General features: G+C 70.5%; 13 protein-coding genes and 4 pseudogenes. 8 read left to right on the plus strand and 9 right to left on the minus strand.

Annotation, left to right across the window (positions count from 1 at the left end):
• Positions 1-56: 56 nt before the first annotated feature.
• Together ACIOMQ_RS37945 and ACIOMQ_RS37950 are read left to right on the plus strand one after the other, a co-directional pair.
• Entirely contained in the window at positions 57-554 is a 498-nt protein-coding gene (locus tag ACIOMQ_RS37945; RefSeq protein ID WP_362211131.1) for an Lrp/AsnC family transcriptional regulator, read from the plus strand.
• A 74-nt stretch (positions 555-628) separates the two neighbouring features.
• Positions 629-2,314: a DUF885 domain-containing protein gene (locus ACIOMQ_RS37950; RefSeq protein ID WP_402192340.1), complete on the plus strand. Its 1,686-nt coding sequence runs from the start codon at positions 629-631 to the stop codon at positions 2,312-2,314.
• Between the two features lie 112 nt (positions 2,315-2,426).
• Here ACIOMQ_RS37950 and ACIOMQ_RS37955 read toward each other — a convergent pair.
• Positions 2,427-2,801, minus strand: a pseudogene (locus tag ACIOMQ_RS37955) (rhodanese-like domain-containing protein); the annotation flags it as partial.
• Here ACIOMQ_RS37955 and ACIOMQ_RS37960 point away from each other — a divergent pair.
• A pseudogene (locus ACIOMQ_RS37960) lies at positions 2,798-3,157 on the plus strand (Lrp/AsnC ligand binding domain-containing protein); the annotation flags it as partial. The pseudogenes ACIOMQ_RS37955 and ACIOMQ_RS37960 overlap by 4 nt on opposite strands.
• Here the strand turns inward: ACIOMQ_RS37960 and ACIOMQ_RS37965 are convergent.
• The 3 genes from ACIOMQ_RS37965 to ACIOMQ_RS37975 form a co-directional block, all read right to left on the minus strand.
• Positions 3,048-6,317, minus strand: a complete 3,270-nt coding sequence (locus ACIOMQ_RS37965; protein WP_402192342.1) for an AAA family ATPase — start codon at positions 6,315-6,317, stop codon at positions 3,048-3,050. The pseudogene ACIOMQ_RS37960 and the gene ACIOMQ_RS37965 overlap by 110 nt on opposite strands.
• Complete coding sequence (locus ACIOMQ_RS37970; protein WP_362211122.1) at positions 6,314-7,480, minus strand: exonuclease SbcCD subunit D; 1,167 nt, start codon at positions 7,478-7,480, stop codon at positions 6,314-6,316. The genes ACIOMQ_RS37965 and ACIOMQ_RS37970 overlap by 4 nt, the downstream gene beginning before the upstream one ends.
• A 634-nt stretch (positions 7,481-8,114) precedes the next feature.
• Positions 8,115-9,089 carry a phosphotransferase family protein gene (locus ACIOMQ_RS37975; protein ID WP_402192359.1) on the minus strand — a complete coding sequence of 325 codons (975 nt, stop codon included), beginning with the start codon at positions 9,087-9,089 and terminating at the stop codon, positions 8,115-8,117.
• A gap of 289 nt (positions 9,090-9,378) precedes the next feature.
• On the opposite strand from ACIOMQ_RS37975, the gene ACIOMQ_RS37980 reads away from it, so the two are divergent.
• Positions 9,379-10,173 (plus strand): MBL fold metallo-hydrolase, encoded by a 795-nt coding sequence (locus ACIOMQ_RS37980; protein WP_402192344.1) that lies wholly within the window; start codon positions 9,379-9,381, stop codon positions 10,171-10,173.
• A gap of 206 nt (positions 10,174-10,379) precedes the next feature.
• Here ACIOMQ_RS37980 and ACIOMQ_RS37985 read toward each other — a convergent pair whose 3' ends face one another.
• The gene (locus tag ACIOMQ_RS37985) at positions 10,380-11,114 is read right to left on the minus strand and encodes a TioE family transcriptional regulator (RefSeq protein WP_402192347.1); all 735 of its coding nucleotides are present in this window, start codon (positions 11,112-11,114) and stop codon (positions 10,380-10,382) included.
• 58 nt (positions 11,115-11,172) lie between these two features.
• Here ACIOMQ_RS37985 and ACIOMQ_RS37990 point away from each other — a divergent pair, with 58 nt between their 5' ends.
• Positions 11,173-12,375, plus strand: a complete 1,203-nt coding sequence (locus tag ACIOMQ_RS37990; protein ID WP_402192349.1) for an erythromycin esterase family protein — start codon at positions 11,173-11,175, stop codon at positions 12,373-12,375.
• Between the two features lie 116 nt (positions 12,376-12,491).
• Positions 12,492-12,707 (plus strand): hypothetical protein, encoded by a 216-nt coding sequence (locus tag ACIOMQ_RS37995; protein WP_362211111.1) that lies wholly within the window; start codon positions 12,492-12,494, stop codon positions 12,705-12,707.
• A gap of 6 nt (positions 12,708-12,713) precedes the next feature.
• Here ACIOMQ_RS37995 and ACIOMQ_RS38000 read toward each other — a convergent pair.
• From ACIOMQ_RS38000 to ACIOMQ_RS38015, 4 genes and pseudogenes are all read right to left on the minus strand, one after another.
• Positions 12,714-13,594 (minus strand): annotated as a pseudogene (locus ACIOMQ_RS38000) (IS5 family transposase).
• A gap of 686 nt (positions 13,595-14,280) precedes the next feature.
• Positions 14,281-16,050, minus strand: a complete 1,770-nt coding sequence (locus ACIOMQ_RS38005; RefSeq protein WP_402192352.1) for an FG-GAP-like repeat-containing protein — start codon at positions 16,048-16,050, stop codon at positions 14,281-14,283.
• A 324-nt stretch (positions 16,051-16,374) separates the two neighbouring features.
• A pseudogene (locus tag ACIOMQ_RS38010) lies at positions 16,375-16,662 on the minus strand (hypothetical protein); the annotation flags it as partial.
• A 57-nt stretch (positions 16,663-16,719) separates the two neighbouring features.
• Positions 16,720-17,976, minus strand: a complete 1,257-nt coding sequence (locus ACIOMQ_RS38015) for an MFS transporter (RefSeq protein WP_402192361.1) — start codon at positions 17,974-17,976, stop codon at positions 16,720-16,722.
• Between the two features lie 701 nt (positions 17,977-18,677).
• Here ACIOMQ_RS38015 and ACIOMQ_RS38020 point away from each other — a divergent pair.
• Positions 18,678-25,013, plus strand: a complete 6,336-nt coding sequence (locus tag ACIOMQ_RS38020; RefSeq protein ID WP_402192355.1) for a DNRLRE domain-containing protein — start codon at positions 18,678-18,680, stop codon at positions 25,011-25,013.
• A 46-nt stretch (positions 25,014-25,059) separates the two neighbouring features.
• Positions 25,060-25,371, plus strand: coding sequence for a hypothetical protein (locus tag ACIOMQ_RS38025; protein WP_362212619.1), 312 nt, complete (start codon positions 25,060-25,062; stop codon positions 25,369-25,371).
• Positions 25,372-25,647: the final 276 nt, after the last annotated feature.

Below are 25,647 nucleotides of genomic sequence, written 5' to 3' on the forward strand. Positions count from 1 at the left end.
AGCACTCTGAACAAACACCAGGTTGTTGCGGCCATCTCCCGTGCTACGTTCGGCGGATGGCCGACTCAGTCGTTCTCGACCCGGTGGACCTGCACATTCTGCGACTGCTGCAGAACGATGCCCGGACCACCTACCGCGAACTGGCCGCCGAGGTCGGTGTCGCACCGTCGACCTGCCTGGACCGGGTGACCAGGCTGCGCCGCTCCGGCGTCATCCTCGGCCAGCAGCTGCGTCTGGACCCGGCAAAGCTCGGTCGCGGCCTGGAGGCGCTGCTCTCCGTACAGGTCCGTCCGCACCGCAGGGAGCTCATCGGCCCGTTCGTCGAACGCATCAGGACGCTCCCCGAATCCCGCGCGCTCTTCCATCTGACCGGGCCCGACGACTACCTGGTCCATGTCGCGGTCACCGGCACCGCGGATCTGCAACGCCTGGTGCTGGACGAATTCACCTCGCGCCGTGAAGTGGCCCGGGTCGAGACCCGGCTGATATTCCAGCAGTGGGAGTGCGGCCCCCTGCTGCCGCCGACCGCCGGACCGGCCGGGGCGGACCACTGAGACCGAAGGTCCGGCGGGGCACTGGAAACCCCATGGTGGTGACGCGGAGGCCTCCGCCGTACGAGGATGTCCGCATGTCAGACATTCCCAGCAGCGCACTGCCCCGCCAGGTCGCCGACGCCTACGTCGACGCATTCATCGAGCTCGACCCGATCTCGGGCACCTACCTGGGTGTCGCGGAGAGCTCGCGCCGCCTTCCCGACTTCTCTCCGGCAGGGCAGGAAGCCCTCGCCGAACTCGCCCGCACCACCCTGGCGAAGCTCGATGCCTCCGAACGGCTGCCCGGCGCGGACAGCGATGCCGAGCGCCGTTGCGGCCGCCTTCTGCGCGAGCGTCTCACCGCGGAACTCGCCGTCCACGAGGCCGACGAAGGGCTGCGCACGGTCTCCAACCTCTCCTCACCGGCGCACAGCATCCGTGAGGTGTTCACGGTGACGCCGACCGAGACCGACGAGGACTGGGCGGCGGTCGTGGACCGGCTGCGCGCGGTTCCCGCCGCACTGGAGGGCTACCGCAAGTCACTCGCGCTCGGCCTGGAGCGCAAGCTGTACGGCGGCCCGCGCGCCACCGCGACCTTCATCGGCCAGCTCGACGAGTGGGCCGGCGACGGCGAGACGGGTTTCTTCCCGGACTTCGTGGCCGGCGGCCCGGCGTCTTTGCGTACCGAGCTGGACGACGGCGCACGCCGGGCCACGGAGTCGGTCGTGGCGCTGCGCGACTGGATGCGCGAGGTGTACGCCCCTGCGGTCGAGGGCGCACCGGACACGGTCGGCCGTGAGCGGTACGCGCGCTGGTCACGCTACTTCAACGGCACAGATCTCGACCTCGACGAGGCGTACGCGTACGGCTGGTCCGAGTACCACCGGCTGCTCGCCGAGATGAGGACCGAGGCCGAGAAGGTCCTGCCCGGCGCCGGTCCCTGGGAGGCGCTCGCCCATCTCGATGTGCACGGCAAGCACATCGAAGGGGTCGACGAGGTCCGGGCCTGGCTGCAGAGCCTGATGGACGAGGCGATCGAGGCGCTCGACGGTACCCACTTCGAACTCGCCGAACGGGTACGGAAGGTGGAGTCCCACATCGCCCCGCCCGGCGGCGCCGCCGCCCCGTACTACACGGGCCCGTCCGAGGACTTCTCCCGCCCCGGCCGCACCTGGCTGCCCACCATGGGCGAGACCCGCTTCCCGGTGTACGACCTGGTCTCCACCTGGTACCACGAGGGCGTGCCCGGCCACCATCTGCAGATCGCTCAGTGGACGCATGTCGCCGACAGCCTCTCCCGCTACCAGGCGTCGATCGGCGGTGTCAGCGCCAATGCCGAGGGCTGGGCGCTGTACGCGGAGCGGCTCATGGACGAGCTGGGCTTCCTGCCGGACGCCGAGCGCCGCCTCGGCTATCTGGACGCGCAGATGATGCGGGCCTGCCGGGTGATCGTGGACATCGGCATGCACGCGGAGATGGAGATTCCGGCGGACTCCCCGTTCCACCCCGGCGAGCGGTGGACCCCCGACCTGGCCCAGGAGTTCTTCGGCAACCACAGCGGCCGCCCGGCCGATTTCGTGGAGAGCGAACTCACCCGCTATCTCTCGATGCCGGGGCAGGCGATCGGATACAAGCTGGGCGAACGCGCCTGGCTGCTCGGCCGGGAGAACGCCCGCAGGGCGCACGGCGACGCGTTCGACGCCAAGGCCTGGCACATGGCCGCGCTGTCGCAGGGGCCGCTCGGTCTCGACGACCTCGTGGATGAACTGTCCAGGCTCTGACCCGTCCCCCGCCTCCGCTCCGTTCCTCTCGCTTCCCCGCCTGCTTCGGCACTCCCCGGGGAACGCGTCGGCGGGAGCGGCCGGGGGCGGGGCACTCGTCGGGCGCGGCCGGTCAGCAGCCGCAGTCGCCGGAGCCGACCGGTGCGGTGAGCGGATCGGCGTCGCGCCGGTCGCGCCCCTTCCGGGTCTCGCACGCGAAACCCTCACACACCCAGTACTCGAAACCGCCGAGCAACTCCGTTACCTGATGGCCGAGTTCGGTGAGGGCGAGCCCGGCACGCGCTCCGCCGTTGCAGCCGGGTCCCCAGCAGTACGTGATCACGGGGACGGCCGGATCGAAAAGGCTCCGAGCCTGCTCGGGAAGGTGGGCGGTCGGCAGGTGGACCGCGCCGGGGACACGGCCCCGGCCCCCTGGTCCGGCGGAACGCGAGTCGAGGAGTACGAAGCCGGAGTCGCCGTCGGCCGCGAGCGCGGCGGCGACATCGGCCGGGGCTGCCTATTCCCGCTCTCGTACGGCTGCGCCACCCGAGCGGCACCTACAAGCCGTTCCACGATCTGCTCGACCGACTCCTGAGACCGTCGAGGCCCGTCCCGTCACCGGTGACGACGGCTTCGTACTGAAGGTGACCGTCCGCTCGATGAGTCACCTGGAGACGGTCTCGGGGAAGATCGGCACTCTCGGCTCCGTGACCACGAGCGTCGTCCGCTCCTCACCGCTCCCCCGGGCGCACCGTCAGCCGCCGACCGCGCCCGCGATGCGGTGCCGTACCGCCGATCCGTGCCGCTCCTTCACCACTTCCAGCTGTACCGGGATACGGCGGCGCAGGTCGGCTACATGGCTGACGATGCCGACGCTGCGGTCCCGTTCGCGCAGCGAGTCCAGCACGTCGAGCACCTCGTCGAGGGTCTGGTCGTCCAGGCTGCCGAAGCCCTCGTCGATGAAGAGGGTGTCCAGCCGTACGCCGCCGGCCTCGTCCGTGACGACATCGGCGAGGCCGAGCGCGAGGGCGAGCGAGGCGAAGAACGTCTCGCCGCCCGAGAGCGTCGCCGTATCGCGTTCGCGGCCGGTCCAGGCGTCGACGACATGCAGGCCGAGACCTGCTCTGCGGCCTCCGGTGCGGGCGTCGGAATGGACCAGCGTGTAACGGCCGGACGACATGCGCTGCAGCCGTGCGGTGGCCGCGGCGGCGACCTGTTCGAGCCGGGCGGCGAGCACATAGGCCTCCAGCCGCATCTTGCGTTCGTTGTCCGCGGAGGTGCCCGCGGTGAGCCCGGCCAGCCGTGCCACCCGGTCGTACTCCTCGCGCAGCGGCCCGAGCCCGCGTACCTCGTCCGTGACGCCGCGCGACAGCCGGCCGAGCTCGGCGCAGCGCTCGCGTGCGGCGGCAAGAGCCGCGGAGGCGTCCCGCAGCAGTCGTTCGGCGGTGTCGTACGCGGCCTGCGCGGCGTCCACCGCGGCCGGCGGGCCGTCGGCGGCGGCTCGGGTCGCGGTCTCGGCGAGACGGTCGGCGACGGCGGCCGCCTCGGACTGCCAGGTGTCGATCAGGCGCTGGAGACCGCGCTGTTCGGCGTCGGTGAGGAGGGTCGCCGCCGCGGCCCGCGGAGTATCGAACCCGGCCCGGAACGCGGCGTCCGCGAGTCGGCCGTCGGCGTCCTTGCGGCGCTGTGCGGCCATCTCCTCCTCGCGCACCGCCTCGGCGGCCGCGGCGAGCAGACCGACCCGGCGCTCCAGCAGCTCGGCGCGCCCGGCCACGCTTGCGGACTCTCCTCGTGCGGTCGCCAACTCGGCTTCCAGCACAGCTTGTTCACGGTCCAGCCCTTCCCGCAGGGAGGTACGGGCCGCGGCCCGGCGCTCGGCCAGCTGCCGGCCCTCCAGGCGCTCGGCCTGTTCCCGCTCGGAGGCCGCGAGTGCCTCGCGCGCCGCGTGCGTACCGGCAGCCGCCCGGTGCGCCTCGGCGTGCTCGCGCGTCAGCCTCTCGGCGAGCGCGGCAAGCTCGGCGACGGTGGGATCGGCCGCGGGCTCGGCGACGGAACCGGGACGGGACCGCACGGCGCGGGCCGCATCGGCGGCGATCGCCTCGGGCCCGGCACCCGGCTCGGACGGCTCGGTCGCGGCACCCCCGGCGACCGGTGCAGGCACAGCCGGCCCGGCGCCGGCGTCGCCACCCGCAGAGGCCGGCACGACCGACGCGGCACCGAGGCCCCCGGCCGCGCGCCCGGACACGGCCGGTACAGCCACACCGGCGCCGTCCCTCTGCTGCGGCACCACCGACTGTGCGGCGGCGCGGGCCGCCAGGTGTTTCTCGCGTACGACCCCGAGCTCCCGGTCCGCCTCGTTGCGCGCCTCCTCGGCCCGCCGGTAGGCGTCGAGAGCGCGCTCCTCGGTGGCCCGGTCGACATGCCCGTCTCCCGCGCGGGCGGGCCTGGGGTGGTCGGCGGAGCCGCACACCTTGCAGTCCTCGCCCTCGACCAGTTCGGCGGCCAGCTCGGCGGCGATGTCGCGCAGCCGCCGTTCGCGCAGCTCCAGCCACGACTCGCGGGCGCCCGAGGCCTGTTCACGGGCCGCGGCCAGCCGCTCGGCGGCGGCCGACACCCGGAGGGCGAGCGCGTCGCGGCGGCGGGCCGCTTCCAGCCGTGCGCAGGCCGGCTCCAGTCGGCCGGCGAGCTGTTCGGCGCGGGTCGCGGCCTCCTGGGCCTCCTCGATGCGCAGCCGCAGTTCGTGCCGGGTGGCTTCCCACCCGGCCAGCCAGCTTTTCGCTTCGTGGATCAGCTCGTCGTCGGCCCGGGCCTGACGCTCCAGCCCGGCCCGCTCGGCGTCGATCTGCGCACTGCGCCGCTCCGCGCGCTTCGCCGCGTCGAGACCGCCCAGCTCCTGCCGGAGCCTTCGCTCCCGTTCCGCCAGTTGTCCGGCACCGGCATCGGCCAGGGTTTCGGGCAGCAGCGCACGGGCGCTGTCACGGGCCTCACGGGCCGCGCGGTATGCGCGCTCGGCCTCGTCGCGCAGCTCCAGTGCCGGAGCGACGAGGTCCGCCTTGCGGGCCCGCGCGAGCCGTTCACGGTGCCGGTCGTGGTCGGGGCGGCCGGCTTCGAGTACGGCGGCACGGCGCTGCGTCTCCTCGTACCGCTGCTGGAGCGCGGCACGTTCGCGTTCGCCGTCGAGGGCCCGTCGGGCGGCCGACTGCCTGCCTTCGGCCATGGACAGTACGGACGCGGCGATGTCGAGCCGTTCCCGGGCACTGCTGCGGGCCACCGCGGCCCACTCCAGCACGCCGTCGGCGAGCCCCGGTTCGCCGGGCTGGATGTCCGGCAGCGGCGATTCGCGCGCGGCCGGCCCGGCGGCCTGGGCGATCCGCTGGGCGATCGCGAGGATGCGCTCGTCCCCGGCCCTGACCTCTGCTTCGGCGGTACGGCGCAGCTCGGCGAGGCGCTCCTCCACGGCGGCGAAACGGCGGGTGTCGAAGAGCCTGCCGAGCAGTTTGCCGCGCGCCTCGGCATCCGCGCGCAGGAAGCGGGCGAAGTCGCCCTGCGGCAGGAGGACCACCTGGCAGAACTGGTCCCGGCTCATGCCGATGAGCTGGGTGATCTCCTCGCCGATCTCCTGGTGCGAGCGGCTCAGCGGCCGCCAGCCGTCGTCGGGATCGTACTCCCGCAGCCAGCTCTGGGCCTTCTCCGTCGTGAAGCCGCTGCCCTTCTTCTTGGGGCGGGGCTGCGCGGGGCGCCGGGTGACTTCGAGCCGTCGGCCGCCGACGGTCAGTTCCAGCTTGACCTCGGTGGGGAGAGCAGCCGGGGCGTGGTCGCTGCGCAGCGACGTGCCGGGGCTCTGGCGGGCGCCGGGCACCGCGCCGTACAGGCCGTAGCAGACGGCGTCCAGGACCGAGGTCTTCCCCGCGCCGGTCGGCCCGTGCAGCAGGAAGAGCCCCGCCGAGGAGAGCGCGTCGAAGTCGATCTCCTGGGTGGCGCCGAACGGTCCGAAGGCGGTGAGGGCGAGTCTGTGGAGTCTCAACGGTTCACCTCACGCGCACCGTCGTCCACCCGCACGTGGTCGAAGGCGCCGCGCAGCACCGTGCGCTCCAGTTCGTCCGCCGGGGACCCGCCCCGCACATGTGCCACGAAGTCCTCCGCGATCTGCTGGTCATCGCGTCCCTTGAGGCGCTGTGCGTACGACGCGAGCGGGTCGTCGGGGGCCCGGTCGGGTTCGAACACGAGACGGAGTGTGTGCGGGAACCGCTCGACGAGGCGGGCCATCGGCTCGACCGGGCGCACCGGGTCGGTGAGCGTGGCCTCCACCCAGGATTCCCGGTGCCGCTCCAGCGCGGGGTCGTCGACGAGGCTGTCGAGGCGGCCGCGGAGTCTGGCGAGCGGACGGGGCACCGGGCAGTCGATCCGCTCGGCGTGGATCGCGCCCGAGGCGTCGAGGTCGATCAGCCACATCGTCTTGCGGTGGGCGGCCTCGGAGAAGGAGTACGCGAGCGGCGAGCCCGAGTAGCGGACCCGATCGGCGACGGTCTGGCAGCCGTGCAGATGCCCGAGCGCCACGTAGTCGACGCCGTCGAAGACTCCGGCGGGGACCGCGGCCACCCCGCCGACGGTGATGTCGCGCTCGCTGTCGCTGGGCTCGCCGCCCGCGACGAAGGCGTGGGCGAGCACCACGGACCGGGTGGTGTCCGGGCGATTCGCGAGGTCGGCGCGGATCCGGTCCATGGCCGCGCCCAGCACCGCCTCGTGCCCGGCCCGCTCCGCCTTGAAGACGTCCTTCACCAGGGCGGGTTCCAGGTAGGGCAGCCCGTAGAACGCCACATCGCCGTGTCCGTCGCGCAGGACGACAGGGGTGGCGCAGTGGGCGGGGTCGGTGCGCAGATGGATTCCGGCCCGCTCGATCAGACCTGCACCGACGCCCAGTCTGCGTGCCGAGTCGTGGTTTCCGGAGATCATCACGGTGGGGACACCGACGGCGGCGAGCCGGTGCAGCGCGTCGTCGAAGAGCTCGACGGCGGAGAGCGGCGGAACGGCCCTGTCGTACACGTCACCCGCGACGAGGACCACGTCCACCTCGTGCGCGCGCACCGTGGCCACCAGGTGATCCAGGTAGGCGGCCTGGGCTTCGAGCAGGGAGACCCGGTGGAACGACCGCCCCAGGTGCCAGTCCGATGTGTGCAGAATCCTCACTGTACCGCTCCGACCTGCACGTTTCCCCTCACTCCGCTCCCCGAACCAGCACCGGACCAGCACCGGCCCCGCCACCGTCGCCACTTACGCTAGCGCCGGTCGGCACCTGATCCGTCACGGACCTCAGTCTGCCATCGGCGCCGGGGTGGGCGGGATGGCCGTGGAGGTCAGTCGGTGGCAGAGCCGCGACCGCCGGGACCCGCGTGCGGGTATCCATGTCAGTGGCGATCTGGATGTCCGTGGTGATCTGGACCAGCGAGTGGCCCCACCGGCGCGACATCTCCAGGAGTGGAACTTCGGGCGAGTCCGGCCGAGGACCTGTTTCGCCATGCGGAGGGCGCACTCAAGGTCGAATCTGCGCAGGAAGGACCGCCGACGCAGGTCGGCGTCGGCAGCGGTCGTGCCGGCAGCTCCCGCGGGCGGCGCAAAACGGCAGACTGGTCCGCTCACGGCCGTGGTGCGGGTCGGGTGCCTCTTTGCTCGGAGCGCAGTTTCGCTCGGGGCACAGATCTGCTCGGAGCACAGAATCAGACGGGCGCCGTGTTCACGTCCCCAGAATCGCCGAGCGAGTGATCACGTTCGGGGCATCGTTCAGGATCAGGCATCAGAGAACAAGGGGCGACGCCGGGGGCGTTCAGGGGCGGACCAGCTCCAGCGCCTTCTTCAGGTTGTACTCGGCGACGCCCGCCATGAACGCCCGGTCGGGGAAGTCCCCGTCGAGCAGCCGCAGTGGGCCGGCCGTCAGCGAGAGCCGCTGTGCCAGCATGTAGAGCGCGAGCCGGTCCTCGTCCAGTCCGTCCACTCCCAGCGGCCGATAGGCGCCGTGCAGGCGGATCCGCAGGAAAACGTGCTCCCACTCGACGTCGAAGTACATCAAGCCCTCGATGTCGATCACCACGGGGTTCCCGCCCGTGTCCACCGCCACATGGTCGGGGCCCAGTTCCCCATGCACGACCGCGTACTCCGCGCGCGGCCGCACCGCCGCCGCCAGACCCAGCAGTCGCCCCTCCAGCCGGTCGCGGGCTTTCGCGATCCGCGGATCACGCACCGCCGCCTCGGCGAGGTCCCGCAGCGCACGGTCCAGAACGACCCCCTCGCACGACGTCCCGCGCGACGTTCCCCCTCCGTCGACCACGGCCACCTTGCCGTACGTGGACGCCCGATGGCCCCGCATCGCCTCCAGCGCCTCCCCGAGCCGGGCCATGACCGGGGCAGCCGCTCGCGGGTCGCGCGCGAGCAGTTCCTCCAGGTTCTCGCCCGGGAGGTCCTCGACGATCGCGAGGTCGCCGGGGCAATGGGCTCCGTCGCGGTCGACGAGACGGATCGCCGGGACGCGGACGCCGAGTGCGTCCAGCCGCGCGTGTGCGGCCTCGAACAGGTCGAGCCGGAGACCGGGCGAGAACGGGTCGGCGAGGTCGTCGTCGCCCTCGGCCGCTGGCCAGTAGTTCTCGGCGTCGTCCCACAGGTAGGCGATCGCCGTCGTCGCGTCGTCCATCACCAGGCGGTACACACCCTTCTTGCTACCGCCCGCAACCCGCTCGACCGCCTCCAGCCGTCGCCCGCCACCCAGTGCGGCCCGCGCCGCGCCCGCCAACTGCTCCCGCACCATTGCCCTGGGCACCACGTTCCGAACCGCCCCCATGTTCCGAACCACCTCCATGTTCCGAACCGCCTCCATGTTCCGAACCGCCTCCATGTTCCGAACCGCCCCCATGTTCCGAACCGCCTCCATGTTCCGAACCGCCTCTCCGCCACGGCAATCTGCGCACGAGTATCCCTTGCGAAACTCACAGCCGGAGCACAGTTGCGGGCGGGCGGAGCCGGGATCCGAACGGCGGGAATACCGATGGGGCACGGAAGGTTGGCCCGCACATGCCGAACGAAGAGGGGGTACGCGTATGAAAGTCGGGGACATCGAGGTGCTTCCCGTTGTGGACGGGATGGGCACGGAGGTGGCGGCGGACATCCTGACACGCCCCGGCGTGGACGATCCGTGGGCTTGCCACAGCGAGCACCTCGGCGCGGACGGGACACTGCAACTGCCGTTGGGCGGCTTCTGCGTGCGCACGGGCGATCGGACGGTTCTGGTGGATGCGGGGGTCGGCGACTTCGACGACGGCAAGTACTCCGGGGGAGGCCTGATCGCCTCGCTCTCCGCGCACGGAATCGAACCCCGTGACGTCACGGACGTGGTCTTCACACACCTGCACTTCGACCATGTCGGCTGGGCCACGCACGACGGCGCCATCGTGTTCCCCAACGCCACCTACCGGGCCCACCACGCCGACTGGGAGCACTTCGTCGCCGGCCCGGCCGCAGACTCTCGGGCCGTCGGCAAACTCGGCCCGCTCGAACCGCAGTTGGAATTGTTCGACGCGGACTTCACCGTCGCTCCGGGGCTCGACGCCCGCCATGCCCCCGGTCACACCCCGGGCTCGACCATCTACGTCGTTTCCTCAGGCGGGCAGCGTGCCCTACTGCTCGGGGACGTGGTGCACTCGGTCGTCCAGCTCGGCGAGCGGGACTGGCAGGTGATCTGGGACGTCGATCCGGCCGCCGCCTCAGCGGTGCGCAACCGCATCGCCGACCAGGTGGCCGACACCGAAGACCTCGTCGTTGCCTCTCACTTCCCGGCCATGCGGTTCGGCCGGGTCATCACCTCCGGCGGTCCGCGCCGGTTCGTCGCCACCTGAGAGACCGCTCCATCCGGTGAGTCGGCGGTGGCAGACGAGAGCAGGGCCGCGGCCATGCCGACGAAGGCGAGGAAGTGCTCAGCCCTGCGCTCGAAGCGACGGGGGACGCGGTCGGCACGACCGTCGATGTCGACGTCATCCGGTGAGGCCAGTTGCACGGTGGGCGGCGGGCGGCGGGCGGTGGGCGGTGGGCGGTGGGCGAAGTCTCATCCGCGCTCGCGGAGATACGCATCCAACTCGGCGGCCCCGGTCAGCATCGCCCGACCGCGGGCGGACAGCCGGCCGTGCCAGTCGCCCAGTGCGGACTCCAGCGGCTCCAGCCCGCCGGCCGCGTGCACCTGGGCGATCAGCGGGGCGATCTGCTCCAGCAAGTAGCCGCCCCGCCTGAGCTGGTGGGCCAGCCGGGCGTCCCGTACGTCGGCCACGTCGTAGACGCGGTACCCGGTCAGCGGGTCGCGGCGCGGGCGCACCAGCCCGGCACGCTCCCATGCGCGCAGCGTCGCGGGCCGGATTCCGAGCGCCTCTGCCAGCGGCCCGATGAACGTGCCGCCGGGCCCGGACACCGCGGCGTCGGGTTCGGACACCGTGGTGGACGCCAAGTCCCGGAGGGCGTTCTCCACGGCCTGGAGTGTCCGCCGGTCGTCGAGCAGCTGGGCGTGGCTCTCGTCGATGAGGCGGAACGCCTCATCGACCACGCCCTGGTTCACGGCCCGCATGATCGACGTCGCCGTCGGATGACCGTGGCCGGGCACCAGGGCGAGGAACGCGCCCAGGGCCCGCACGTGCAGTGGGGTGTAGGTGCGGTAGCCGCGGGGTGTGCGACCGGCGGCCGGAAGGATGCCGGCCTCCTCGTAGTTCCTGACCGCCTGTGTGGACAGCCCGTGCCCGCGCGCCAGGTCGATCGGCCTGAGATGCCTGCCGTTTTGAAGGTTTTTCCCCATGGGTCCGACGATATCGCGGGAAAGTTTCAACCGAAGGTTCAACGATACCGTTGAAGGCATGGCTACTGACATCAAGGAAACCGTCCATGCCGTCGAGGCCGCCGCCGTCATGAGGCTGTTCCCGGCCCGGCCGCGTCTGCTCGCCCTGGGCGAGCCCACCCACGGCGAGGACACCCTGCTCCGCCTGCGCAACGAACTCTTCGGGCAGCTCGTCGAGCAGGAGGGCTACCGGACGATCACGATCGAGAGCGACTGCATGGCGGGCCTGGTCGTGGACGACTACGTCACCACGGGCACGGGCACCCTCGACGAGGTCATGGAGCACGGATTCAGCCACGGCTGGGGCTCCCTCGCGGGCAACCGCGAACTCGTGCGCCGGATGCGCGCCTACAACGACGGTCGGCCCGCGTCCGAGCGGCTCCGCTTCGCCGGTTTCGACGGCCCGCTGGAGATCACCGGCGCCGCGAGCCCCCGGCAGGCCCTCACCGCACTCCACGACTACCTCTCGACCCGAGTGGACGCGGGCCTGCTCCCCTGCACCGGGGAGACGCTCGACCGCCTGCTCGGCGCCGACGACCGCTGGACCGATCCCGCCGCGATGATGGACCCGGCCCAGTCCGTGGGGCAGTCGGCCGAGGCCAGTCAACTGCGGCTGCTCGCCGACGATCTGGTGGCGCTGCTCGACACGCAGACGCCGCACCTGATCACGGAGACGCCGCGGGACGACTGGGACCGGGCGCGCCTGTACGGGCGCACCGCGACCGGCCTGCTGCGCTACCACCACTGGATGGCCGACACCTCACCGGCCCGCATGACCCGGCTGGTGGGCGTGCGGGACCAGATGATGGCCCACAACCTCCTCGCCGTCGCCGCTCGGGGCCCGGCACTCGTCCACGCCCACAACTCCCATCTCCAGCGGGAGAAGAGCACGATGCAGATGTGGGAGGGGTCGGTGGAGTGGTGGAGCGCCGGTGCGCTGGTGAGCGCCCGGCTCGGCGAGGAGTACGCCTTCGTGGCCACGGCCCTCGGGACGATCCGGCACCAGGGAGTGGACACGCCGCCGCCGGACACCGTCGAAGGGCTCCTGTACACGCTCCCGGAGGACCGCTGCGTCATCGACGCCGCTCGCCTGGCCACCGCCCTCGGCGACACGCGGCCCGCGCCCCGCGTATCCCCCTGGTTCGGCTACTCCCCGCTTGACCCGGCCCATCTGGCGGACAGCGACGGCATCGTGTTCGTCAAGGACGTCCCGCAGAGCTAGGGCTCTCGTTTGGATCATGCCGGGCTCGCGGGGTCCGGCCTGATCCAAACGAAAGACCCTAGGTCCTGTCCGGCGGATCATGGATAGTCGCTGCCTACCGGGGCTAGGGTCTGTCCATGGGATCGATGGGGGATGGTTTCCGGCGCCGTTGGGCCTTCGTGGCTAGAACGCTGATCAAGCGTCCGTGGCTTCTCGGGAGCTGGGTTCTGCTCGCCGTTCTAACGGTGGCCGCTCAGAAGATCGTGCCGCAACCATGGAGCGCGGGCGTCTATCCCGTTGTCTTGATTGTCGCGCTGCTGCTGTTTTCTCGAGCCTCGGCTCAGAAGGGTTGACTCCACTCAGGGCCGGAGCCAGAGCCGGATCGCAGCGACCGTGACGGTGCCGTGGAATATGTAGGCCCGCTTGTCGTAGCGGGTCGCGACGGCCCGGGAGTTCTTGAGGCGGTTGATGGTCCGTTCGACCTCGTTGCGGCGCCGGTAGCGGCCCGGATCGAAAGCTGTGGGTCTGCCGCCTGCCCGGCCCTTCCGACGGCGGTTGGCTCGCTGGTCCTTCGGCTCCGGAATGGTGTGCTTGATGCCGCGTCGTCGCAGGTAGCGGCGGTTGCGGCGGGAACTGTAGGCCTTATCGCCGCTGACGTGGTCGGGCCGGGTCCGGGGCCTTCCGCCCAGCGGACGGGGGACCCTGATTCGGTCCAGGACCTCGACCAGTTGAGGGGCGTCGCCCCACTGCCCCGGCGTGAGCAGAAGGGCCAGGGGGCGGCAGCCACCTTCGCCTGCGAGGTGGATCTTGCAGGTCAGACCGCTCCGGGAGCGACCGAGTCCCTCATCGGGGCGGTGGTGCCGGGGCGTCGCTCTTTTTTCGGGATCCGCGGGCTGGCCTTGCGGGCGCCGGCCGCGTGCTGGTGGGCCCTGCACGAGGTCGAGTCGACACCGACCATGCCCCAGTCGATCCGCCCCACCGTGTCGGCGTCGGCCTGAACCGCCTGCAGGATCCGATCCCAGGTGCCATCCGCCGACCAGCGGCGATGCCGCTAGTAGACGGACTTCCACGAGCCGTAGCGTTCCGGCAGATCACGCCACGGGACACCGGTACGGACCCTGAACAGGATCCCATTCAGCACCAACCGGTGATCGTTGCACCGGCCTCCCCGCCTACCGGAAGACGGCAGATGCGGCTCCAGCAGCGACCACTCGCGATTCGTCAGATCCCCCCGACCCATGACCGAAACAACGAGCGCCCAGTCAGAAGGTCACATGATCCGCCGGACAGTGCCTAGTGCTGTGACCGCATGGGTTCACCGGGTCGGTGGTCGGGGCAGTTGGATGTGCGGTGACGTCCGATCCGACCGGTGGAGGTTACGCCACCGGTGTGCTGCGTCCAGATCCTCCAAGAGGTGGAGCACCGCCTGTCGATGGGACCTCCCGGACCACCTCGCACACGCGCAGTAGCGAGTCCGGCTGGTGAAGGCGCCGTACCGGGCACTCGACCAGTGTGACAACGCCGGGCCGGTCCCGGCCCCCTGACCGCCTGCAGCCCCCTGCGGCTCAGGCACAAGGAACCCCTGGCAGGTGGATCCGGCCAGGGGTTCCTCCCGCTCATGAGCGAGGGCAGCCACGCAATCCTCCCGATCCCACCAGATGCGACGCCGTCCGACACGCGACCAGACCGAGCGCAGCACCGACCGGTTCGGCGGCGCGCTTTCACATGCCCCGGCCAGAGGTGCTTCCCGAGGGCTCGGAACGCAAGGGCCGGCCGGGGACGCTGACGGGGCGTCGGGAGAGGGCGGGAGAGGACCCGCAGCATGCCCCGTGGACGCCTCTGCCATCGGCGACCACGGGGAATATTTTCCGTTCCGGCCATGTGCCGGTCACGCTCCCGGCGGCGCGGGCCGAAGGGAGCGCCGGATCAGCCGACGGGGACCGGTGTCGGGTCGATGCCGGTTGCAGTGCCCCGGAACCAGACCACCGTGCCGTCGGCGCGGGCGGCTGCCAGGTCGGCACGGCCGTCGCGGTCGAAGTCGCCCGCCGAGACGAGGACCGGGTGGGCGGACCGGGCGAGGCCCGAGCCGATCTTCACCCGGTTGCTCGTGGCCCAGCTTCCGGGGTCGAGTTGCCCGTCGTCGCCCTTGGCCCCCCGCACGGCGAACAGGTCGCCCGAGGAGTCGTCGCGCACCCACAGGTCGGCGGCGCCGTCGCCGTCGGTGTCGCCGGGGACTGTGACGGAGACCGAGTCCCAGCCGCCATCGCCGACGAGGACCGGCTCGCCGGCCATGTCCAGGTAGCCGGAGCGGCTGCCTTGGTACGCCCAGAGCTTGCTGCCCTGCTTGACCAGCAGGTCGGGCTCCCCGTCGCCGTTGAGGTCACCGGCGTCGGCGATGTCCTGGGCGTCGGCCCAGTGGTTGTTGCCGGTCCACGCCGGATCGTCGCTGGAGCAGCCCAGGTGCGGGTCGGCGACCGGGCAGAAGACGTCCAGCAGCATGGCATCGTGCGAACGGACGGTGCCGAGGCCGGTGTTCGGCACGACCTTGAGCTGTTTCCCCTTCAGGGCCTCGTTGTACTCCAGCACCAGCAGGTCGTTGTAGCCGTCCTCGCCCCAGTCCCCGCCGATGGCGATCCGGGTGCCGGGAGCAAACGTCGCCCCACCGTCGACGGGGGCGGCGAAGGTGCCGTCGGCCCGGCCGGCGGAGAAACGGAGGCGTCCGTCCGCGTCCAGGCTCCACAGGTCGCGCAGGCCGTCGCCGTTCAGGTCGCCGGCGGTGTCGCGGACGCCGCCGTTGCCGAGCGCCCAGATGCGATAGATGGCCTGGTCGGAGCGGTTGCCGGCCTTGTCGACGCTGTAGGCGTAAATAGTGTGCGGGCCGGAGGAGGTCGGGGTGAGCACCGCGTCTGCGCCGGGAGCCACAGCCGTCTCGCCGAAATCCCAGTCCGACCAGTAGATGATCTTCTCGATGTTGGTGGCGCCGCCCGTGCCGAAGGTGAAGGTACCCGGGGTACGGGCCTTGCCGGTGTGCTCGGGGGTGCCGTTCGAGGCGTCGGGGAACTCGGGCGAGCTGATCACCGGCGGCGCGGGCCGGGCCACGACGGTGTCCAGTTTCGCGGTCGCCGGGTCGAAGTGATTCCAGGCCCCGGTGTCGGACTCGTTCGCGGCGAACAGACCCACGGTGACGGAGCCGAGGCCGTCCGCCGCCGCCTTGACCAGCGCGGTCGCATCGAATTCGAGCTCGCCCGCCGGGCAGCCGCCGGGGCCCTCGGCCGCCTTCGCCGTGGCGAGCTTGACGCGCTTGGCGGGCTGGTCCTTCCAGGTCGTCTTCGCCGAGATGGCGCCGGTGCTCCACAGCTCGACCGGCTCGGCCGTGCAGGAGGCCGCGCCCGTGTTGCTGATCCGGAAGGTCGCCCCGGAGACCGTGGCGCCCTTGAGCGCGGTGGTGTCCAGCTGGACGTACGAGCGGGACAGGCCCCCGGCGGCGCCCTCGTTGCCGACGCGCAGATCGCCGGCGGCGTTCCAGTAGGAGCGATTCGGAAACTTCTTGGACACGTGCGTCCACGCCTGCGCGCCGACGGAGCTCTCCCCCGGCCCCACGGCGGCCGAGGCCGTCGCCGCTCCGGCCAGCATGCCGGTCACGGCAAGACCTCCGGCCAGGGCGAGCGAGATCGCGCCCGAAACTGCTCTCAACATGCACACTCCAGATGTCGGTCAGTAGGGGCCGACCCTAGCCGCACACCCGACCTGTGGATGAATGAATAATCGAGCCCGCCAACAGGGCAGTGACCAGCCCGGATTCCCACCCGGAGGCTGAGCCGGCATGGCCGAACCCTGTCGGAAAGCGTCTGCCGTTCGCCTGGTGCATCCGCTGACGTCACAGTGGTGCAGCGGGTCCAGGCCCTCGTCGACGCGGAAGCCTCAGAGAGGCCTTACTGCCCGGTGGTGGCATCGGCTTCGAGGTGAGGTCACCACCGGGCTGGTTCAGAGTCGCACGAGGCACTGACAACGCCCTGTGCGTCAGTCCTGCCAGGTGACGCGGAGGGCAGCGGTGGCGAAGCCGGGCCCGTACGCGACCGCGACACCGATGGCGCCGACGGGCGGGGGTGTGGCGTGGGTGCGTTCGAGGATTCGGAGCACCGAAACGCCGCCGACGTTCCCTTCGCCGGCGAGGGTGCTGGTGGAGCGCCGAGGTTCGTGGCCCGCAGGCAATTCTTGCCCCGCTCCGGGGGCGGACCGGTGGGTCAGTCTCGGGTGGAGCCGGTCCCAGGCCCGTGCGGTGGCGGTGCCGTAGAGACGGGTTGCGGTCACGTCCCGCCTGTCGGGGCGCATCGGATGCGCGGGAGGCGTCCCGGGCGTTGGGAATCAGGGAGATCGTGGGTCGGCGGTGCGTCCTGCAAGGGCCGGAAGCACCCGTCCCAGGCGTGCGAGCGGGGACAGGGCCATCAGCACGGGGGACAGCATCATGCCCGCTGCCGTCACGAGGAGGCTGGTCCGCAACCCCCACTCCTCCGCGAGGAATCCGCCGAGCAGGGAGCCGAGCGGGGTCAGCCCCATGCCGACGAACGTGATCGTGGCGGCCGCACGGCCTTGCATCCCGTCCGGAGTGACCGCCTGCCGGACGGCCATGACCGTGACAGTCACCAACTGGCCGCCGGTCCCGAACACGAAGCCGACCGCGAGGAGCGCAAGAACCGTCACCGCAGAGGAGCCGTGCAGCGCGGGCACGCACAGGAACGCGCCGTCGCCGAGTACCGCCGCGGACACGAGCACCGCACCGTGACCGAACCGGCTCGGCAGACGGGCGGCCAGCACCGAGCCCAGGAGCGCGCCCGGCCCCGTCGCCGCGAGGCACAGTCCGACAGCGGTGCCCGACAGATGCAGTTCCCGCGGCAGGAAGAGCAGATAGACGGTCATCATGGCCGCGAAGGAGAACTGGAAGGCGGCCGAGGCGAGGCACACGGTCCGCAGCGAGGTGTCACCGACGACGAAACGGAGGCCCTCATGTATCCGCCGCCCAAGGCGAGGGGGACGTTCCGAGCGCTCCGGGATCGATTCGATCCGGCGGATCCGCCGGATCGACAGGAACGACAGCGCGAAGAACAGCGCGCTGGTGGCGGCAGCGATCGGCGCCGACAGCAGTGACACCAGCGCACCGCCGAGGGCGGGACCGCCGATCTGCGCCGCGGACCGGCTGCCTTCGAGTGCGCTGTTGCCCCGCACCAACTGATCGCGTTTCACCAACCGTACGAGAGAGGTCTGGTAGGCGACGTCGAAGAACACGGACAGGGCCCCGACGGCGAAGGCGACCACGAGCAGCGCGGGCAGGCCGAGCCGGCCGAGGAGGCCCGCCGACGCGGCTGCGCCCAGTGCCAGGGTCCGGCCGGCGTCCGTCAGCACCATCACCGTGCGGGTCCGCCATCCGTCCACCCACGCGCCGACGAAGAGCGAGAGCAACAGGACCGGCGCCTGCCCCACCGCGCGAAGGACGCCCAACTGGCCGGCCCCGGCGCCGAGTGTCAGGACGGCGAAGAGCGGCAACACCAACAGGGTTGCGTGTTCGCCGAGTTGGGAGGCCGTCTGACCCAGCCAGAGACTCCTGAAGTCGCCATCCCGCCACAGACTTGACGGGACAGGCCGACCGGAATCGGATACATCGGATACATCGGAGGAAGCGGACGGCACGGGGATCCCTTGGGTTGCCGACAACGAGGCCCGTCACCCGGCGCGCGACAGGCGCACCGATGACTTGAGGCAGGGGAAGGCTCGCTGTGCCGCAACATCAAGGGCAGCACGCGATGACCGGCCGGTCACGGCCTACAACGTCAACGCGCGCTCGGACGACCGGGCATGTCTCGACTCCTCGTGGATCACTCGTCGGACCCGAACACTAGCCTTCGCCGACCAGGCGGAGAAGTGGCCGGACCGCACCGAATGCGGCAATCGCGTGGAACACCTGCCGGCAGTGGAGAGCCGCGACGCCGACGCCTTGTCAACTGGGCGCACGGAGCCCCGCTCACCACCTCCCTGACCAGCGGAATCTGTCACCACATCACCCGGCTCACACCCCTGCCGGACGCCGTCCCACCCGTACACGGGTGACGCGGCGGGCCACCTCGCCACTGCGGCCGAGGCAAAGACGTTCAGGTCAACAGGCCTTCGAGACACCCCAATAGACGGTTATTTCGCCCCAAAATCTCCCCGAATCGGGCTCGTTGCGAGACAAGGTGGGCAGACCTGTGCAAGCGGGCTTATTTTTACGTGTTCAATATGTGAAGATCATTTGTGCCTGTCGTGGGCACGTTCATCACGCAAGGATCTTCATGAACGTTTCACCTGGACGCAGACGGGGCTCTCCGCCCCCGTCCCGTCTCATATCCCGGCGGCTACGGGCGGTCGCGCTCGCCACCTCCGCCCTGTTGGTCGCCGAGGCCGTGGTCACCGTGGGCTCGGCCGGAAACGCCGTGGCTCTGTCCCGGTCCGCGCCCACACAGTCGACGACGACGGCTCCCGCAGCCGGGCAAGGGCTCGCCGAGGCCCAGGACCCCGCCTCGGCCGCACTGGCGGCGCGACTGCAGAACCGCAGGATCGAGGTTCTCTCGGCACGCACCGAGACATCGACCACCTGGATCAATCCGGACGGTTCGACCACCCAGGACACTTCGTCGGGGCCTGTGCGCTTCCGTGACGAGGCGGGCAACTGGCGTGACATCGACATCGATCTGGTCAGGGCCGCCGACGGCACGATCGAGGCCGCGTCCCATCCCCTGGACCTGGAGCTGGCGGGGAAGACGCCTGCCGCGAAGGCCGCACGCGTCCTGGCCTCCGGCCACGAGCCCGGTCACAAGGACACTCCCGCGGTCCCGCTGCTCAGCCTGACCTCCGACGACGGCAGGCCGATGACGCTCTCCTGGCGCGGCTCGCTGCCCCAGCCCGTCCTGGACGGGACCCGGGCCCGGTACGTCGACGCGCTCACCGCGACCGACCTGGTGGTGGAAACCACCCGCACCGGGTTCGAGCAGTCCCTCGAACTGAAGGACCGTTCCGCCGTCGACGCCAACGGTTCGGTCACCCTCACCCTCCACACGCCGGGTCTGACGGCGAAGGAGGGGGACGACCGGTCGGTGTCCTTCGTGGACACCCGCACCGGCAAGCAGGCAGCTGTGCTGCAGGCTCCAGTGATGTGGGACGCACGCACCGACCCTCGCACCGGTGAGCACACCCGTATCGCCGACGTGGGCCTGAAGGTCACGCAGAGCGGCGACGACGTGGACCTGACCCTCACTCCCGACGCGGAGTTCCTCGCCGCTCCGGACACCGTCTTCCCCGTGACCGTCGACCCGGCGGTCAACCTGGGGACGACCTTCGACGCGTTCGTCCAGCAGGGCTACACCACCGACCAGTCGGCATCCACCGAACTCAAGCTCGGAAACAACGGAGCCGGTCAGATCGCCCGGTCCTTCCTGCAGTTCAAAACAGGCTCGGTGCAGGGGCGCAAGATCCTCGGCGCGAAGCTGAACCTGTGGAACCACCACGCGTGGACCTGCAACTCGGCGGGTTCGGGCAGTTGGGAAGTATGGCGCTCGGGCACGGTGAACACAGGTTCCCGGTGGACCGCGCAGCCGACCTGGATGGAGAAGTTCGCCACCTCCACCGCCACCAAGGGGGCGTCGGGCTGCGCCGCCGGCTGGGTGAGCGCGGACATCACCTCCATGGTGCAGCTGTGGGCCGATCACACCGCCACCACCCATCATCTGGGGATCCGTGCCACCGACGAGGAGAAGGCACAGGGCTGGAAGCGTTTCCATTCCGGTGACGCGGCGTCCGGCACGCCCTACATCTCCGTGACGTACAACTCCTATCCGGCCAAGCCCAGCGGTACCGCCATCTCCCCCTCGACGGTGAACGCGTACAACGGCAAGCGCTACGTCACCTCGCTGACGCCCAGGCTGTCGGCCAAGCTCACCGACCCCGAGGCCGGTTCGGTCAAGGGCCAGTTCGAGGTCACCCCTGACCCGGCCTACAAGGACGCCGGAAGCTACACGTACACCGCAACGAGCGCGGCCGTGGCATCGGGTGGCACAGCGAGCATCACGATCCCGACCGCGTCCGCGTTCCCGGCCGGTTCGCATCTGCGGTACAGGGTGCGCGGCCACGACGGCACCGTCTACGGCGACTGGACCGGATACACCGCCTTCGTCATGAACACCGGGCTGCCGGCGGCACCGCGCATCGAGTGCGAGCCCTACGCCAAGGACACCTGGAGCGACAAGGACCCCGACGGCGCCGAGTGCGTCCTGGACACCACCTCGACCGACGGGCAGGGCTATCTCTGGGGACTCGACGACCCGAAGGTCCCGAACCGGATCAACGACACGGTCGACGGCAACGGCGGTGATCCGCTGACCATCACGGTCAAGCCCGCCAACGGCTGGCACACCCTGTACGCCAGAACCGTCGACTCCGGCGGCAACATCTCCCCCGGCAACCCGGCCGAATACGCCTTCGGCGTCGGTGCGGACGGGGCGGCGGTGCTGTCGCCGCACGAAGGTGACAGCACGGCTCGCCGCTATCGTCTCGCGGCCAAGGGGCTCACGTCCTACACCGGGGTGACGTGGGAGTACCGCCGCGGCCCGGAGGACCCCTGGCATGTCGTGCCCGCACAGTACGTGGCCTCCGCCGACGGCAAGCTCTCCGCCTGGCCCGCCAAGGTCACCGGGGGAAGCGCCACCGGCCTGGTCTGGGACGCGGCCGAATCGCTGGCCTCGGACGGCGTGATCGAGCTGCGGGCCGTATTCACGGACGGGAGCCGCAAGGGCTATTCCCAGACCGTCGGGACCACGCTCGACCGAGACGCCGGAAGCGCTCCGGCCGGCGCGGTCGGCCCCGGCTCCCTCAATCTGCTGACCGGCAACTACAAGCTGTCCACCACCGATGCGACGGCATTCGACACATCGGTCGCCAGGACGTTCTCCTCCCGCAAGAACGAGTCCGAGGAGGAAGGACTGGCACAGATCTTCGGCCCCGGATGGCTCTCGTCGGTGACGGCGGCCACGAGCGGAGCCGAGTACACGCAACTCATCAAGTCCTCGGACACGGCACTGCAGTTGCTCTCCGCCGACGGATCCTCCGTCGCCTTCACCGCTGTGGCGGGCGGTGGGTGGAAGCCGGAGAAGGGCGCCGAATCACTCTCTTTGACGGGGGGATTCACGGGCACCTTCACCCTGCGGGACACCGATGCGAACGTGACGGTGTTCAAGCGTCTCAGTGAGAAGGCGTCGAACTGGATCGTCTCGTCGAGCGCGTCGGCGGTGGACGATTCGGCCGTTGTCACGTTCTCGGAGGAGATCTCGGCCGACGGCAGAACACTCTCCCGTCCGCGGAGCGTCGTATCGCCGAACGAGGCCGTCCCGGCCGACGTCTGCCGGACCACCCCCTCCACCAAGGGCTGCCGCGTCATCGAGTTCGTCTACGCCGGGGAGACCAAAGCCGCCGGCACCGTGCTGGGTGACTACAAGAACCAGGTGTCGTCCATCAGGCTCTGGGCCACCGACGCCAACGCGGCGAAGGCGAGCGAGGAAACGGTCGCGCGCTACGCCTACGATGCGTCCGGCCGGCTGCGCCAGGTGTGGGACCCGAGGCTGCCTCTTGAGCAGAGGACCGAGTACACCTACGACTCCGACGGGCGGGTTCGCACCCTCAACGAATCCGGCCGGCTCCCCTGGACATTCACCTACGGCAGCGCCGGTCCGGCCGCGATCGCCGGGGAGGGCATGCTGCTCGGTGCTTCCCGTCCGGCCCTGAGGGAAGGGTCGGCGACGGAGACCTCGGGAACGGCCGCCACCACGATCGTGTACGGCGTACCGCTGTCGGGTGCCCGCGCACCGCACGCCATGAACCAGACGGCAGTGGCGGCATGGGGCCAGGACGCGGCCCCCACCGACGCGACCGCGATCTTCCCGCCGGGAACCGCGCCGGGTTCCAGCAACGGAGAGGACCTGTCCAAGGACGCGTACCAGCACGCGAGCATCTCGTACATCGACGCAAACGGCCAGGAGACCAATACCGCGGAGCCCGGCGGCGCCATCACGACCACCGAGTACGACGAGTACGGGCACACCGTCGCCGAACTGTCGGCGGGCAACCGGGCCCTCGCACTGGGAACCACGGCCACGGCAGCGGACACACTGGCATCGCTGGGGCTGGCCGAACTCGGCACGGCGGAAAGGGCCCAGCGGCTGTCGACCGTCTCCTCCTTCGACCCGGACAACCAGCGGTTGACCGACACCTACGGCCCGGTCCACGAGATCGTGCTGGTCAAGGGGGTCGGTGACGTGCTCGCGCCCGGGGACACGGTGCTGGCTCGGGCCCACACCTCGTTCCGGTACGACGAGGGACGCCCGGCCGACGCGGCCGTGCAGGACGTCATCACCTCCTCTGCCGTCGGAGCGTCCATCGAGGGCTTCACCACCGACGCCGACGCGGTCGTCAGCAGGAGCACCTACAACTGGTCCACCGGCGAGGAGACGTCCAGCACGGAGGACGCACTCGGGGCGGCGGTGACCACCAAGTCCGGCTACACGGACGCGGGCCGGCTGATCACCACCAGCCTTCCCGCCTCGAACGGGAAGGACGCCGGGACGCTGCGCTACCAGTACTACACCGCCACCGGCACCGGACCGTGTGCGGGAAGACCCGAATGGGCGGGGCTGCTGTGCCGGACGGAACCCGCAGCCGCCATCACCAACGGCGGTGCCAACCCGAACGCCCTCGCCACCACTGTGTACACCTACAACCGCTGGGGAGGACAGGCGACCCGGACCGAGTCGGTCGGCTCGGCCACCCGCAAGGTCACGGTCGAATACGACAAGGCCGGCCGCGTCGTCGCCTCCGGCGTCAGCGGTGAGGGCGAAGCGGTACCGGACACGCTGACCACGTACGACGCGGTGAGCGGACAGATCGCGAGCAAGTCCTCGGGCGGGCGGACCATCACCTACCGCTACGACGCCCTCGGCCGCGTGATCTCCTACAGCGACGGAGCCGGGAACACCACCACGACTGCGTACGACAGCCGGGACCGGGTCACCGAGGTCACCGACTCGGCGCCTTCGAGCACGACGTACGCGTACGACGCGGCGGACCGGCCGCGAGAGATCACCGACTCGGTCGCGGGCACCTTCACCGCCGCCTACGACATCGACGGCAACCTCACCACGCAGACCCTGCCCGGCGGCTACACGCTCTCCGTGGTCTCCAACACAGCAGGGGTGCCCGTCAGCAAGGAGTACACGACGCGCGCCGGAGAAGTCGTTCTCGCCGACTCCGCGCAGTTCACCGTCCACGCCCGGCAGGCCGGGCATACGCAGTCGGACGGCATCTCCATCCGTAGCCAGTACTCCTACGACGGCGTGGGACGCCTCGTGAAGGCTGCGGACAGCACGGCCGACTCCTGTGTCAGCCGCGACTACGAGTTCGACGCCAACAGCAACCGCACCAAGCTGACGACCCGTACGGACGACTGCGACAGCACGACCGACGACACCCGGACCGAAATGGTCCCGTACGCCTACGACTCGGCGGACCGGCTCACGGGCGGCGCCCGCACATACGACGCCTTCGGCCGGACGCTGACCAGCGGCGGCACGGAGCTGTCCTACTTCGTCAACAATCTGGTCCGGACCGAGACCAGCGGCGAACGCCGCAAGGTCTGGGACCTCGACGCGGCGGGCCGGCTCGGCCGGTCACAGGACCGGACGCGCACCACCGACGGCACATGGGCCGCGGGCGACACGGTCGTCAACCACTACAGCGACAACGAGGACAGCCCTTCGTGGAGCAGGACCGGCGACACGATCAGCCGGAACGTGGAGGACCTCACCGGAAACCTGGGGGCGATCACTGCCGCCGACGGCGATGTGGTGCTCCAGCTGACCAACCTCCACGGTGACGTCGGGGTCCAGCTCCCGCTCGACCCCACGCAGGTCCCGTCGGTCCTGCGCTACGACGAGTACGGCAATCCGCTCCTCAATACCGCGTCGGCCCAGTACGGCTGGCTCGGTGGCGCGCAGGTGGAGAGCGACACCCTCGGTGGATACGTCCGCATGGGTGTCCGGCTCTACGAGCCGGGAACCGGCCGATTCCTCCAGCAGGACCCTGAGTACGGTGGAGGTGCCAACGCCTACGTGTACTGCGACGGCGACGGCGTCAACTGCCAGGACGTCGACGGGTTCGCCAGCTATTACCTGAATTACGATCTCGGAAAGACAGCGGCCAGCGACAAGAGCGTCTTCAATTACTGGAAGAGTCACTTCAAATCCATCTTCCCCATACCCGGCCGCCCCGGGAAGATCACCAAGAAGGGTCAGAAGTTCACGCTCCGGCCCGTCGTCGCCGGCATCTCCATGTATTTCCCGGTGAAGGTCAACAGCATTACCAAGAGCTATCTTCAGCTGGGTGCCCGGCCGGGCCACCCGGACTGGCCGGGAGGCTGGATAGGATTCGACCTCTTCAAGAAGAAGGGGAGGATGAAGCTGGAGGTACGGGGCTACCTCGGAGGACTGGCGGCCATCGCCAACCGGAGCTTCAACCAGGCCAGAGCCAAGCCGTACTGGGACAAGCTGGCCAAGAACCTCCGCAACACCGTCAAGAAGAAGTTCTAGGGATGTCCGTTCCGCGATCTCCCGCCCTCCGCCGAGAGTGCAGAATATGCCGATCAAAACGATCACGATCTACATGGCAGTGGTCCTCATTGCCGGACTGGTCCACGCCAGCGGGATGTTCGACAAGGACGTGACGTTCCTCGTCTGCCTTGCGATAACCGTTCCCTGTTCCGTCCTCACATCACCTCTTCTGTACTTCGTGATGGCACCTGCGCTGGCCTTCATCGGAATCCCTCCTGCCGTGGGGCAGGTTGTTTCCGATCTCGGATATGCGTTGGTCGGAGGGGCACTGAACGTGCTCCTTGTGAAGACGGTCGTGGCGGCGGTCAGAACCTTCCGGGCCGCACGCTCCGTCTGAGCCGGCCGCTTTTCGCGGCCGGCCGCCGGAATGGGCAGGGGCAGGGAACACGGGCCCTCCAGGATGACAGGGAGGCTCGCGAAACCGGCTCGCCCGGACCGTGACGGGTTCCCGGGCCGTCGCACCACGTGGTTCGGCCCGGTCACGTCATGAGCAGTCGAAGCGGGGGTGGGGGGGGGGGGGGCCGCCCGCCCCCCCCCCCCCCCCCGGGGGGGGCCCCCCCCCCCCCCCCCCCACCCGCGGGGGGGGGGGGGGGCGCGCGGCGCCGGGCGGGCC

The organism is Streptomyces sp. NPDC087845 (assembly GCF_044742755.1).
Taxonomy (GTDB): Bacteria; Actinomycetota; Actinomycetes; order Streptomycetales; family Streptomycetaceae; genus Streptomyces.

Coding starts and splice junctions, on each gene's coding strand:
- ACIOMQ_RS37995 (WP_362211111.1), top strand. CDS start 12,492: ATGGGATCGATGGGGGATGGTTTCCGGCGCCGTTGGGCCTTCGTGGCT.
- ACIOMQ_RS37985 (WP_402192347.1), bottom strand. CDS start 11,114: ATGGGGAAAAACCTTCAAAACGGCAGGCATCTCAGGCCGATCGACCTG.
- ACIOMQ_RS37990 (WP_402192349.1), top strand. CDS start 11,173: ATGGCTACTGACATCAAGGAAACCGTCCATGCCGTCGAGGCCGCCGCC.
- ACIOMQ_RS37950 (WP_402192340.1), top strand. CDS start 629: ATGTCAGACATTCCCAGCAGCGCACTGCCCCGCCAGGTCGCCGACGCC.
- ACIOMQ_RS38020 (WP_402192355.1), top strand. CDS start 18,678: ATGAACGTTTCACCTGGACGCAGACGGGGCTCTCCGCCCCCGTCCCGT.
- ACIOMQ_RS37945 (WP_362211131.1), top strand. CDS start 57: ATGGCCGACTCAGTCGTTCTCGACCCGGTGGACCTGCACATTCTGCGA.
- ACIOMQ_RS37975 (WP_402192359.1), bottom strand. CDS start 9,089: ATGGTGCGGGAGCAGTTGGCGGGCGCGGCGCGGGCCGCACTGGGTGGC.
- ACIOMQ_RS37980 (WP_402192344.1), top strand. CDS start 9,379: ATGAAAGTCGGGGACATCGAGGTGCTTCCCGTTGTGGACGGGATGGGC.
- ACIOMQ_RS38025 (WP_362212619.1), top strand. CDS start 25,060: ATGCCGATCAAAACGATCACGATCTACATGGCAGTGGTCCTCATTGCC.
- ACIOMQ_RS38005 (WP_402192352.1), bottom strand. CDS start 16,050: ATGTTGAGAGCAGTTTCGGGCGCGATCTCGCTCGCCCTGGCCGGAGGT.